Annotated in this window: 13 protein-coding genes; all 13 read left to right on the forward strand. The window is 39.8% G+C overall.

All coding sequences use genetic code 11. From position 1 onward, the window contains the following. Window positions 1–844, forward strand: an 844-nt coding sequence (locus tag KKH91_04340) for an alpha/beta hydrolase (GenBank protein MBU0952038.1), incomplete at its 5' end; no start/stop codon positions are given. A gap of 8 nt (window positions 845–852) precedes the next feature. After that, window positions 853–1,047, forward strand: a complete 195-nt coding sequence (locus KKH91_04345; GenBank protein ID MBU0952039.1) for a hypothetical protein — start codon at window positions 853–855, stop codon at window positions 1,045–1,047. A 28-nt stretch (window positions 1,048–1,075) separates the two neighbouring features. Further along, a complete protein-coding gene (locus KKH91_04350; GenBank protein ID MBU0952040.1) occupies window positions 1,076–1,750 on the forward strand; it encodes a hypothetical protein in 675 nt (224 codons plus the stop codon). A gap of 142 nt (window positions 1,751–1,892) precedes the next feature. Next, window positions 1,893–2,969 (forward strand): ribosome small subunit-dependent GTPase A, encoded by a 1,077-nt coding sequence (rsgA, locus tag KKH91_04355; protein MBU0952041.1) that lies wholly within the window; start codon window positions 1,893–1,895, stop codon window positions 2,967–2,969. Window positions 2,970–2,987: 18 nt separating this feature from the next. Beyond that, window positions 2,988–3,491 carry a Bro-N domain-containing protein gene (locus KKH91_04360; protein MBU0952042.1) on the forward strand — a complete coding sequence of 168 codons (504 nt, stop codon included), beginning with the start codon at window positions 2,988–2,990 and terminating at the stop codon, window positions 3,489–3,491. Window positions 3,492–3,562: 71 nt separating this feature from the next. Continuing rightward, window positions 3,563–4,690, forward strand: a complete 1,128-nt coding sequence (locus KKH91_04365; GenBank protein MBU0952043.1) for a Fic family protein — start codon at window positions 3,563–3,565, stop codon at window positions 4,688–4,690. A 132-nt stretch (window positions 4,691–4,822) separates the two neighbouring features. After that, window positions 4,823–5,704 carry a restriction endonuclease gene (locus KKH91_04370; GenBank protein ID MBU0952044.1) on the forward strand — a complete coding sequence of 294 codons (882 nt, stop codon included), beginning with the start codon at window positions 4,823–4,825 and terminating at the stop codon, window positions 5,702–5,704. A 17-nt stretch (window positions 5,705–5,721) separates the two neighbouring features. Further along, window positions 5,722–7,032, forward strand: coding sequence for a tRNA (N6-isopentenyl adenosine(37)-C2)-methylthiotransferase MiaB (gene miaB / locus KKH91_04375; GenBank protein ID MBU0952045.1), 1,311 nt, complete (start codon window positions 5,722–5,724; stop codon window positions 7,030–7,032). Beyond that, the gene (gene mutS, locus KKH91_04380) at window positions 7,029–9,632 is read left to right on the forward strand and encodes a DNA mismatch repair protein MutS (GenBank protein MBU0952046.1); all 2,604 of its coding nucleotides are present in this window, start codon (window positions 7,029–7,031) and stop codon (window positions 9,630–9,632) included. The genes miaB and mutS overlap by 4 nt, the downstream gene beginning before the upstream one ends. Further along, window positions 9,629–10,066 (forward strand): PilZ domain-containing protein, encoded by a 438-nt coding sequence (locus KKH91_04385; GenBank protein ID MBU0952047.1) that lies wholly within the window; start codon window positions 9,629–9,631, stop codon window positions 10,064–10,066. The genes mutS and KKH91_04385 overlap by 4 nt, the downstream gene beginning before the upstream one ends. A 21-nt stretch (window positions 10,067–10,087) precedes the next feature. Beyond that, on the forward strand, window positions 10,088–11,851 hold the full coding sequence (gene mutL / locus KKH91_04390; protein ID MBU0952048.1) for a DNA mismatch repair endonuclease MutL: 1,764 nt from the start codon (window positions 10,088–10,090) through the stop codon (window positions 11,849–11,851). Then, window positions 11,848–12,807, forward strand: coding sequence for a tRNA (adenosine(37)-N6)-dimethylallyltransferase MiaA (miaA, locus tag KKH91_04395; protein ID MBU0952049.1), 960 nt, complete (start codon window positions 11,848–11,850; stop codon window positions 12,805–12,807). Before mutL ends, miaA begins: the two co-directional genes overlap by 4 nt. Then, window positions 12,780–13,831, forward strand: a 1,052-nt coding sequence (gene hflX / locus KKH91_04400; protein ID MBU0952050.1) for a GTPase HflX, incomplete at its 3' end; no start/stop codon positions are given. The genes miaA and hflX, both read left to right, overlap by 28 nt.

Below are 13,831 nucleotides of genomic sequence, written 5' to 3' on the forward strand. Positions count from 1 at the left end.
AAAATATTTAAACTATTATTCTCTATATTTCAAAAACGTAAAGCACGTTTTCAGGACTTTTAAGTCATGCGGCGAAGATATTTCCTATCATTTTTTTATTCCTGATAATTATAAAGCTGCAATCGTTCTGGTGCACGGCTACCTTGAACATGTCGGCCTTTCTAAGAATTTAATCGGCAATTTAATCGGGCAAAAATATGCCGTTGCAGCCTATGACAACCGCGGCCACGGGCTTTCAGGCGGCACAAGAGCCGGTGTAGAAAACTTCAACCAGTACAATGAGGTTTTAAAGGATTTTCTGGTTCTGGCGCAGAATAACCTGCACGGCCCCTTTCATTTAATATCACACAGTATGGGCGGGGCGGTTTCGATAAACTATCTTTTAAACCGGGAAAAAGATATCTTCGATAAAATCCTGCTTATTGCGCCTTTAGTGCATCCTGTGGCGTGGATCCAGACAAATATTATTTATTTTGTTTTAAAGAATTTCGTTAAAAGCGTGCGCAGGAACCTGGCAGACGGCACTTCTGATAAGGCCTTTGTAAAATTCTTTAAAAACGATCCGCTTGTGCCCGGAAGAATTCCTGTAAGCTGGGTAAAGGCGCTCCTGGAATGGAACAAGAATATGCTTGCCAGGAATCCTTTAGCTAGGAAGATAAAAGTCGTGCAAGGTACGAAAGACCATGTTGTGGACTGGAAATACAACCTGGAATTTATAAAAAGTAAATTTACCGCTGTTGAAATAGAATTAATAGAAAATGCGGACCACAATCTTTGCAACGAAACCGAACCATTCCGCAAAATGACCCTGGCTATTATAAATTCGTACTTTGCCCCTAAATAAAAACTAAAATGAAAAAGGTATTTCCTTGTTGGAAAGTGCAATATTATGATATTTCAACGCTGTGCTGGCGTACTATTCCAAAGGATTACACGAGTGTGAAGCTGGCCGAAACGGTAGCCAAAAGACTTCCGGTACCAAAAGTTCGCTTGATGCAAATAGAGGGTAAGGACAAAACCCTCATTTTGCCTGAAATAAAGAAATAGTTGAAAAATATTAGTAAAAGGAGCTTTTATGGCCACTACTGAAACTTTAAAAAATGAGAGAATGGAGACGTTATTCCTGCTGACGTTGCTGGCGACATTGGTGCAAGCGGGATTCATTTTATGGGATTTGGTTACGCTGTTTCCGGCAGTGGAAAAGCTTCTCGGGCTTGCAAAGCCAAATACGATTTACGCTTCAGCCCTAATGAGCAACCTCTACCTCGCCCTCCTTGGCGCCTACGCCGGCTATAAAGAATTCCAACGGTGGACCGACTCCGCACAACCTCAGGATCTGCCCGATGCGCAAACAACCCGCTTCAAACGCGGGGAACTTATAGTTTCTTCCTGGATCATACTTGCTATCTTTGCTATCGCGCTATGGCAGTTACAGCTTATCAGCCGGCTGCCAAACGAATTATTCCGCACCGCCTTCCAATCTTTCGGCATACTTTTCGGCACTTACGCTTCAAAAGGTCTATTTTCAAAAGCAAAATCAAAAGACACTAAAATAGCTCAAGACAGCACGCAGAAAGTTATTGATTACGTTAAATCAAACGGTTCTATTGATACCGAAACCTGCCAGAAATTCTGTTTGATAAGCAGGTTCCGGGCTTACCGCCTTTTGAAACGGCTTGAATCTGAAGGAACTCTTAAGAAAGAAGGCGCTGGAAAGCGCGCCAGGTATGTCTTAGCAACCGCACAATAGCGCACATAACCGCACAGAAACCGCACATAACCGCACATTCAAATATAAATCTCAGGCAATAAAACCTTTTTAGTATGTGCGCGCGCTCAAATACCCTGATATACACTTCAAATCCGCCTCCTAAATTAGTATAATCTCTCCAATGGAATTAAAACAATTAGGCTGGAAGGAATTTTTTGAGAAACATTTTAATGAAGTAAAAACCGAAGGGGTTTTTCCTGCAAGAGTTATAACATCCCAAAGAGAAATATACTGCATTCACGGCAGTTTCGGAGAACTTAGGGCTGAACTTACCGGGAAACTCCGTTTTAACGCCGCATCTCTAAGCGAACTGCCTGTTGTAGGAGACTGGGTAATAGCCAGAATGTCCCGGGATTTAGCAATAATTGAAAGCATCCTTCCGAGATTCAGCAAACTTTCCAGAAAAGTAATCGGCAGTACAACCAAAGAACAAGTATTGGTATCCAATATAGACACCATATTTTTGGTAAACGGCCTTGATGGGGATTATAACCTGCGGCGCATTGAGCGCTACCTCGCTGTTATCAACGATAGCGGCACAAAACCGGTTATCCTGCTCAACAAAACTGACGCCTGTTCTGATTTTAAAGAAAAACTAACGGAAGTAGAGGCCATCGCGTCCGGCGCCCCTGTCTACGCTTTAAGTGCAGTTAATAATGAAGGCATTGAAAACTTAAAGAACTATATTAAAAAAGAAGAAACAATAGCTTTCATTGGTTCTTCAGGCGCGGGAAAATCAACGATAATTAACTGCCTTCTAGGCAAAGAAAGGCAGAAAGTCGGCACAGTCCGTGAATACGATGACCGCGGGAAACATGTAACGACCAGCAGGGAACTGATAATTCTTCCCGATGGCGGGATTGTCATTGATAATCCGGGTTTGCGGGAAATTCAAATGTGGGCCGAGGAATCTACCCTGGACAAGACCTTTACCGACATAGACGCTTTTGCGCTAAATTGCAAATTCGGAGATTGCGCTCATACAAATGAACCTGAATGCGCAATTAAAGGTGCAATAGAAAAAGGCGAGCTGGATCAAAAAAGGTTTGACAGCTATCTAAAATTGCAGAAAGAAATCCGGAACCTGGTTACCCGGAAACAAAAAGTAAAAGCTCTTAATGAAAAAATAGTAACCGAAAAAAGAATCAGCAAAGCAATAAAACAAATAAAAAAACATAAAAATAAATACGAGTTTTAAATTGAAAGGGAGGGAGAAATGGAACAGAATAAAATTGTTGTTTTTGAAAGCAAGAAGATCAGGCGGGTCTGGTACAACGAGGAATGGTATTTCTCTGTTGTGGATGTTGTTTTTGCGCTTACTGACAGTGTAAATGCTCGCGACTACTGGTTTAGAATGAAAGACAGAGTAAAGATAGAGGACGGAATTGAACTGTCGACAATTTGTCGACAGTTGAAACTTGAGGCTCCTGATGGCAAATTGCGTGAGACTGATTGCGCAAATACAAAAAACATGTTTCGTATAATTCAGTCCGTTCCATCCCCGAAAGCTGAGCCTTTTAAACAATGGCTTGCTCAGGTTGGGTATGAAAGGGTTCAGGAAATTGAAAATCCAGAGTTAGCCCAGGAACGGATGAAACAGTTATATGAGCAAAAAGGGTATCCTAAGGATTGGATTGATAAGCGCTTAAGGGGAATTGCAATCCGCCAAAACCTGACTGATGAATTGTGTCCCCGGAATTCTAGGATACTTCAATGTTGACATCTTATTGACAGATGTCAACATTATTTATATAATATTGACATCTTATTTCTATAACTCAAAGGGGGGCCATGGTAATAATAGGCAGACAAATACAACAAAATGGCGGTTATAAAGCTTTTATTCCTGAATGTTTTCCGCCAATAGGATTTTCTTTTACCGAACCATCAATAATAAAACTCCTGGCTGATACAAATTTACTATTAGGCAAACTGGACGGCATCACAAAACTCCTTCCGGACATAGACTTCTTCATATTCATGTATATTAACAAGGAAGCCGCATATTCGAGCCAGGTGGAGGGAACAAAAGCAAAACTGACAGACGCCCTCCAGGCTGAGGTTGAAAAAACGCCTGAACTTCCTCCTGATGTGGATGATATTCTGCATTACATTAAGGCAATGAACGAAGGCCTGAAAAAACTTGAAAAAACCCCGTTATCTTTGCGCCTTATCAAACAGGTTCACGCAACCCTTCTTACCAAGGCAAGAAGCTCGCATTTCGCATATCCGGGAGAATTCAGGAAATCCCAGAACTGGATAGCAGGCAACTCACCTCTTGATGCAAGATTCGTTCCTCCACCGCCCCAATACGTAATTGATTCTATGGGCCAGTTAGAAAAGTACTTTTATTCTCACGAAAACATACCCGCACTTATCAAGGCAGGACTAATCCACAGCCAGTTTGAAACGATACATCCATTTAATGACGGAAATGGACGGACAGGCAGATTGTTAATCACTTTTTATCTTTGCCAACAGAATATACTGGAAAAACCCGTACTCTATTTTTCAGAGTATTTCAAGAAACACAGAGATGTGTATTTTTCAATGCTTGAAGAATACCGCAACGGAAACGTTAATAAGTGGCTTGAATTTTTCCTAAAGGGCATAGCAAACATAGCAGTTGAGGCAATCAAAACTTCCCAAAAAATCGTTCAACTAAGAGAGAAAGACCTGCTCAGGATTTCCGGAATGGGAAAAACAGGCAAATATGCTATGACCCTGCTGAAAGATCTTTATAAAACGCCTATTATCAATGTCAAAAAAATCCAGGAAGTTACAGGGCTTTCAAGAGAAGGGGCAAATCGTTTAGCAACAAGATTTATGAATATCGGTATCCTTTTGCCAAAAGACAAAAATATCAAATACGGCCGGCTGTTTATTTATAAAGAATACTTGAATCTTTTTGATAAGTAGTTAATTCAACAAGGATTCTGTCGAAGGGATACAATTTGCGTAAAACAGCGTGGTATTCCGCCACGTATATTTATTGAATAATAACACTTTATTTTGTATAAATTTATTAACTTTTTACAGAGGAGATTCCCTATGGCACGCAAAAAAGAACATGATGGTTTACCAACTTACGATGAAATGATGAGACCTACCATTCAAGCACTTATTGAATTAGGTGGTTCTGGAACTATTGAAGAAATCAACAATAAAGTATTTGAAATCAAAACTATACCTGATAACATTTTACAAATTTCTCATGGAGAAGCTGGAACAATAAATGAGGTTGAATATAGACTCGCATGGACAAGAACTTATTTGAAAAAATATGGCTTATTAAATAATTCAGAACGGGGTATTTGGGCTTTAACAAAATCAGATATTACCTCGGGTTCAATCAATCCTGACGAAATAGTAAAAACAGTAAAAGAACAACATAAAAAAGAAACCACTGAAAAAATATTTGATAAAGAACAAACAGAATCTGAAGGATTTACAGAAGAAATAGAAACAATAGAAAATTGGAAACAAAATCTGCTAAACACGCTTTTTACAATAAGCCCACAAGCATTTGAAAGATTAACACAACGGCTTTTAAGAGAAAGTGGATTTATTCAGGTCGAAGTAACAGGTAAAACAGGCGATGGTGGTGTGGATGGTAAAGGGATAGTTAGAATTAGCGGTCTGCTAAGTTTTCATGTTATTTTTCAATGTAAAAGATATAAAGGGACAGTAACACCTAGTCAAATAAGAGATTTTAGAGGTGCTATGCAAGGAAGAGCAGATAAAGGTTTATTCATTTCTACAGGCTCATTTACACGTGAAGCTATTAAAGAAGCATCGCGTGATGGTGCGCTCCCTATCGATTTAATTGACGGGGAACTTTTTTGTGAAAAATTAAAAGAATTAAAACTTGGTATAAACACAAAACACATTGAAAATGTTGAAATTGACAAAGAATGGTTTTCAAATCTGTAAAAAAAGCCAGAAAAACCATGAAATTCTATATCAAAACTTTTGGTTGTCAAATGAATGAGTCTGATTCGGGGATATTTGCGGCGTTCCTTGAGCAATCCGGGTATTTGCCCACTGATAATATTGACGAGGCAGATATTGCGATTGTGAACACTTGCTCTGTCCGGCAACACGCGGAAGAGCGCGCATTTACCGAAATCGGAGACCTCAAACACTTTAAAGCCAATAACCCTAACGGTAAAGTTATCGTTGTAGGCTGTATGGCGGAAAGAATGGGTAAAGAGTTAAAACAGAAATTTCCCCAGATTGACCTGCTCATAGGCGCAAAAGACGCCCAACGTTTCCCTGAAATTATAAAAAAATCCGGTTTGTTAAACCCATTATTAAATGACCCTGTAAAACAAGCACAAATAACCCCTGTTTCAACCTTCACCACCATCACCCGCGGATGCAACAACTTCTGTTCCTATTGCGTCGTCCCTTATGTCCGCGGGCCGGAGGAATACAGGCCTGCCGAAGAGATCATAAAAGAAATTAAAGAGCTCGCTGAAAAAGGACTAAAAGAAGTTACTCTCTTAGGACAAAACGTAAATTCTTATCGTTCAGTTATGAGCGTGCCGGACCCAAAAAACGAGGGAAGTTTTTCTATAAAAGAGATTGACTTTGCAGACCTTTTAACAGAATTAAATAAATTAGTCGGTATTAAAAGAATCAGGTTTATGACCAATCATCCAAAAGATGTTTCCGATAAATTCATAAAAACTATCTGTACTCTAAATAAAGTCTGCAATCATATCCATTTACCGCTGCAATCCGGTTCAGACCGCATTTTAGAACTCATGAACAGGAAGTACACGTTTGATTACTATTACGGCCTTATAAGAAAACTGCGTTACCATTTTTCTGAAATCAGTATAACCACCGACCTGATGGTCGGCTTTCCCAAAGAGAACGACAAAGATTTTAAACTAACTTTGGAAGCAGTAAATAAAATAAAGTTTGATTTCGCCTATGTCTTTAAATATTCACCCAGGGAAAACACTGAAGCCTTCAAACTTAAAGACGATGTCCCGAAAGAAACTAAGGAAAAAAGACATAAAGAACTTCTTGATTTATGCAATGAAACAGCCAGAGAAAAAAATTCAAAATTTGTCGGTAACCTGGCTGAAGTTCTGGTAGAATCAGGCACAGGCGATGAATATACAGGCAAAACCAAAGACAACAGAGCTGTTACATTTCATTCAGCCAGAAATTTGATCGGGCAGCCGATAAACATCAAAATTAAGGAAGCAAAAATTCACTCGCTTATCGGTGAACCCGTAGTCTTATGAAACCAGAAAAAGAATCACTCACACCGTTGATGCAGCAGTACCAGGCAATAAAACAAAATTACAAAGATGCCATCCTGTTTTTCCGCCTGGGTGATTTCTATGAAATGTTCGGCGACGACGCCTTAAAAGCCAGCCCCGTGCTTGAAGTAGTGCTTACCAAACGCCAAACCGTGCCCATGTGCGGAATTCCATACCACTCATCTTCTTCCTACATTTCAAAACTGATAAAGAAAGGTTTTAAAGTAGCCATCTGCGAGCAGGTTGAAGAACCCTCTCAAGCTAAAGGTATAGTAAAAAGGGATGTGGTAAGATTAATAACACCCGGTACGCTTGTCGAAGACAATCTCCTTGATACAAAGAAAAACAACTATCTACTGGCAATTTACCCTCACGCGAACATAAAGAGTAAAACCGAAGAGATAGGAATAGCCTACCTGGACATATCAACAGGCGAATTCTACCTCACGGAAATCACCGACGATAAAACCCTTTCAAAATCTAAGTTGGAACTTAACCGCATCAATCCAAGCGAACTAATACTGCCGAAAAGTTTAAAAGGATCTTCATTGGAACATGATTTAACTTCACTAGGCGCTGTTAACTTTATCGAGGACTGGTATTTTGAAAACCAGCAGGCAAAAGAAACATTGCTTAAAACACTGAACGCTAATTCACTGAAATCTTTCGGAATTGAGGACAAAACACTTGCAGTATCCTCATCAGGCGCCTTATTAAAATATCTGGAAGAAACCCAAAAAACAGCCCTGCCGCCTTTAAGGCCTCCCAAATTTTATTCAACAGATGAATACATGCTTCTTGATAATACCGCTATTGATAACCTCGAGCTGGTAGAAAACCTTTCCACAAAAAAGAGAGAGAATTCGCTCCTTGAAATAATGGATAACACAGCTACGTCAATGGGCTCCAGGTTAATGAGAAGATACCTGCTTCAGCCGCTGACTAATGCAGAAAAAATAAAAATGCGCCAGAAAGCGGTAAAATTTTTTATTGACGAAGGCATAATGCGCAGGCAGATTCAGGACCTCTTAAAAAACACCGGTGACCTGGAAAGAATCATCTCGCGCATATCCTCCGGCCTGGTTATGCCCAGGGAAATAATAGCGCTCAAAGATACGCTCATCTTAATCCCTCAGATAAAAAATATATTGACACACCCTCAAACAGTTATTGACACCTCTCCTGAAATAATCAATCACATCATCACTAATCTGGTTGAATTGCCTGATATCGTAACGCTCGTAACTAAATGTATCGCTGAAAACCCGCCGGCAGATATTTCTAAAGGCGGGGTAATAAAATCAGGATACGACAACAATCTTGATGAACTTAAAAAAATAGCCCATAACGCCAAAGAGTACCTGGCTGAACTCGAGCAAAAAGAACGCCGGCGCACCGGCATAAATTCGCTGAAAATCGGATATACAAGCGTCTTTGGATACTATCTTGAAATCACTAAGGCAAATTTACAATCAGTCCCTGAAAATTATATCAGAAAACAGACTCTGGTTAACGCTGAAAGGTTCATAACACAGGAACTCAAAGAATATGAAGAAAAAGTTTTAACAGCAGAAGAAAAAAGCATAAGGATCGAACAGGATATTTTTTCAAGCCTCAAAAAAACAATACTCAGCGAATCAGCCAAACTGCATATTCTTTCAACCACTATTGCAGAACTTGATGTTTTCATTTCGTTTGCAAAAATAGCCCGGGAAAATAATTACTGCCTTCCTGAAATAACAAACGCTTACACAATTGAGATAAAAGACGGCAGGCATCCTGTTCTTGAGAAAAAGCTTATAGGAAAATCATTCGTCCCGAATGATACTTTGATTGACGGAAATGAAAATCAGATAATACTCTTTACCGGCCCAAACATGGCGGGAAAATCCACTTATTTAAGACAAGTCGCCCTCATCACAATAATGGCCCAAACCGGTTCTTACACCCCGGCAGCAAAAGCATCAATAGGAATTGTAGATAAAATATTCACCCGCATGGGAGCCAGCGACAACCTTGCGGGCGGTGAATCAACTTTTATGGTTGAAATGCGCGAAACCGCGAGTATACTTCACAATGCAACCCAGCGAAGCCTGCTTATACTTGACGAAGTCGGCAGGGGGACATCCACCTCGGACGGCATTTCCATCGCCCGGGCCGTGCTGGAATATTTTTCAAAAAACAGAAAAAATGGGATAGGCCCAAAGGTGCTGTTCGCGACCCATTATTTCGAACTTACCGAATTAGCCGGAATAGTCGAAGGAATAAAAAATTACAATGTCTGCATAAAAGAATGGCAGGATGAAATTGTTTTTATTCATAAAGTTGTCCCTGGCCCTTCTGACAAATCGTACGGAATTCACGTAGCAAAACTTGCAGGCCTGCCTGAAAATGTAATTAACCGCGCAAAAACTATTTTAATTGAACTTGAAACTAACCCTTCTAATTTATATAATCAACCCAGCCTGTTTCAGAGTCCTCATCCGCTGCAGGATGAGATTTCAAAGATAGATACAGACAAAATGACACCTTTAGAAGCTCTTGAAATAATATCGAATTGGAAAAAGAGGTACGAAAAATGAAACATTCTCACGGAAATGAAAGAAGAAAACATGTAAGGCTGCCTGTTATGAAAAACATAGCAAAACCTGTTGAATTGCTATTGGGGAAATCAACTACCCCTGCTCCCGCAATTTTGCTTGACCTTTCCGCAGGCGGCATGGGATTGCTTTCATTTATACCTATAAAAGAAGGTTCAAAAGTATGCACAAAAATAGACCTGCCGGGCCTGAAAACAAACACTATCGAAGGTAAGGTAATGTGGGATATTTCAAAAGAGGAAACTTTCAGAATAGGAATTTCTTTTACAAAGATAGAAGATCACGATTTCAATCATATCGAAAAAATGGCTGAAGATTTTGTGAAATGCGAAACAAAAATAGTCCAGGCAGAACATAATATTTGCTTTCCGAAGTGCCCTTATCACGCCGTTTGCGATAAAAGCATAAAGAAATAAACCTGCCCAACCCTAAACTTCATGGATAAAATCCGGTTACTGCCCCAAGAGATAGTAAACAAAATCGCCGCCGGCGAAGTAGTTGAAAGGCCTGCCAGTGTTGTCAAAGAACTCGTTGAAAACAGTATAGATGCCGGCATGAATGCCGGATCGACATATATAAATATTGAGATTGAAGACGCAGGCAAAAAGTTAATCCGCATATCCGATAATGGCTGCGGCATGTCAAAAAATGACGCACTTCTTGCCTTAGAGCGGCATGCAACCAGCAAAATTTCCAATTTCAATGACCTGGCGAAATTACAAACGTTAGGGTTCCGAGGAGAAGCTCTTCCTTCCATTGCAGGAGTATCCAAATTCAAACTTACCACAAAAGAACAAGAATCATTAACGGGGCTGGAGTTAATCATAGAAGGCGGGAAAGTCATCAGCAGTAAGGAATGCGGGCGCAATGACGGGACTACTATTGAAGTAACCGATCTTTTTTTTAATATCCCCGCAAGAAAAAAATTTATGAAATCTTCTTCCGTAGAACAGGCTCATATAGTAAGAACCCTTGAAGAAATAGCCCTGGCGCATCCGAATATCGGATTCAGCGTTAAAATAGATTCTAAACTATTATTTGTAACCCCTCCGTCAAATAAAATTGAAAACCGGATTTCTGACATTCTCGGCAACAAATTTTTCAGCGGGCTCATAAACCGCGAAGATGATTACAAATACATCAAAATAAATGCTTTCATTTCAAACATTGACAGCTCGTATTCAAATAAAAACACTCAATATTTTTTTGTCAATAAAAGGACTGTTGCCAATAAACTGCTTTCACAGGCGCTCTATAGCGCATTTAAGGACAGCCTCCCTGTAGGAAGGCACCCTATGGCAATAATAATGATTGAAGTTAACCCGGAATATGTGGACGTTAATGTTCACCCGGCAAAAATGCTGGTAAAATTTTCCGACGAACATGAAATTTTCGAGGCCGTGAACCAGACTGTCAGAAAAGCCCTTACAAGCCAGGCATCCCCTTCGTTGTCAGTAAAAGAAATAAAAACCGTCACTCCTGAAAAATCAATGTTTAACATCGAGAATTCCCAACAAACTATTTTAAGCCATACTTACCAGGCTCAAAACAACCAATCAAAAGTATCCGATAACCAAACGCTTTATAACCCTGCTGAACAAAAAACCACATTATTCAACGAATTTCACATACTTGGCCAATTACATGATACCTACGCTTTAATAGAAACTTCGCAAGGGCTGGTTATAATGGACCAGCATGCAGCTAATGAGAGGGTCCTTTACGAGCGCTTCTTAAAGCAAAATTCAGACACCTCTTTTGTTCCATCACAAAAACTGCTTATACCTTTTACCCTGGAGCTTATGCCCCATGAAATCAGTATCCTGAAAAATTTTATAGAAGAAATAAATAAACTCGGTTTTGAGATTTCTGAATTTGGAAAAAACACGTTAATCTTTAAATCTATTCCCGCACTATTCGGCGAAATCAGCCAGTTGAAAGACTTCTTAAAAGATTTTATTAATCTTCTTCTTGATGATTATTCCGACAAAAACCTTTTGACACTTAAGCCGCTTGAAAAAATCATCAGGGCTTCCTGCAGAGCCGCAGTAAAGGCAAGGGAAAAAATCTCTTTTCAGGAAACTGAGAAAATTATTCTGGAATTAAAAAACTGCGCCCAGCCTCTATGCTGCCCTCACGGGAGGCCTACCATGATAAATATAACTGTACCCGAGCTTGAAAAAAAATTCCGGCGACTATGATTTTTATCGCAGGGCCGACCGGCTCCGGAAAAACCTCAGTCAGTATTGGGCTTGCCAGAAAAATAAAAAACGCAGAGATTATCTCAGCCGATTCCCGCCAGATTTACAAACACCTGTCCGTAGGCACTGCAAAACCGGCGGGAAAATGGGTGAATATTGAAGGTTATCGCGCATTTATTTACGAAAATATACCGCACCATTTAATAGATATTATCGAACCAACCGAATTCTTTTCCGCAGGAGATTTCGTAGAGCTTTCAAATGAAGCGGCTGCAGAAACAAAAAAACGAAACAATATCCCGATTTTTGTCGGAGGCACCGGTTTATATATCGATTCTTTTATAGACGGTATCGCAAAATTACCGCAAAAGAACGAACAAATCAGGAAAGAACTTTACGAACTTGAGAAGAAGGAAGGCAGGGCTTATCTTCATAATAAACTTAAAGAAGTTGACCCTGAATCAGCAGTAAATATACACCCAAACAATATTCATAGAATTATCCGCGCATTGGAGGTTTACCATATAACAGGTTCTCCGATTTCTATCTGGCATGAAAAACATAAAAAAAGCTTAAAAAGCAAGTACGAAAAACATACCATTTTTGCATTAAACTGGGATAGAAAAATCCTTTATGACAGAATAAACCAAAGAGTTGAGGGGATGCTTGAAAATGGGATGATAGAAGAAACAGAAAAAATCTTAACGAAAAACCCTGCAATTGTAAATTCGCCTGCGCTCAAAAGCCTTGGATACAAATACGTGGTCGATTTTTTAAATAAAACAATTAATTTTGAACAAATGAAATCATTGATTCAGCAGGTTACCAGGAATTACGCTAAACGCCAGCTTACCTGGTTCAACAAAAATAAGGACATAAACTGGATAAACTGCGATAATCTTGAAATAGGAGAGATAACAGAAATTTTATGGAAAAAGTCATTACAGTCGGAATAAAGACCAAAGCAGTGAATTACAAGCAATTATACAATTTCCTCGACGAATTAGGCCGCCTTGTCAATACGGCCGGCGGGGAAGTTTTTTCCAACGTAATACAAAACCGCGCCAAATTTGACCCTGCTTTTTTAATAGGCGCAGGCAAAGCCCGCGAGATTTCACAGCTAGCCCGGGCAAATAAAATCAGAACGATAGTTTTTGATGAAGACCTTACTCCTGCCCAGCAGCGCAACCTGGAAGAATTAATGGAACTGAAAATCATAGACCGCACCAGGCTTATACTGGATATATTCGCCAGCCGCGCAAGAACCAGCGAAGCCGGACTGCAAATAAGCTTAGCCCAAATGAATTATTTTCTTCCCAGGCTTAACCAGAAAGGAATCTGGCTGGACAATCAGTCGGGGGGCATCGGAACCAGGGGTCCCGGAGAGCGCAAACTCGAATACGACAGGCGCTACCTGAGGGATAAAATTTCCCAGTTAAAAAAAGAACTTGAAAAAGTGAAAATGCACCGGAAGGTCCAGAGAATACAGCGAAAAAATGAAGGGATACAAACTATCGCCCTGGTTGGTTATACAAATTCAGGGAAATCAACTTTATTGAATAAACTGACAGACCTTCTAATGAAAAGCAAGGAAGACGCTGTCTATGCCGACAATAAACTTTTTGCAACGCTGGACCCGACTACACGAAGGCTTATCCTGGAATCGGGAAAGGAATTACTTATAACGGATACGGTCGGTTTTATTAATAAACTGCCTCACCAGCTTGTAGCAAGTTTCAGGTCAACCCTTGAAGAAATTCTGGAAGCAACCTGTCTTGCGCATATAATCGATGCATCTAATCCCGATCATATTTCGCAGGAAAAAGTTGTGTTTGATACTTTAAAAGAACTGGGAGCAGGTGAAATTCCAATGATAAAAGTTTATAATAAAATCGACCTTATACACCCAAATTGCGTTGACGCGTTAAAAAATGATAAAAATTCGTTGTTTATTTCAGCAAAAAACGGGGCGGGTTTTGA

The sequence above is a fragment of the Elusimicrobiota bacterium genome (assembly GCA_018816525.1).
Taxonomy (GTDB): domain Bacteria; phylum Elusimicrobiota; class Endomicrobiia; order CG1-02-37-114; family XYA2-FULL-39-19; genus OXYB2-FULL-48-7.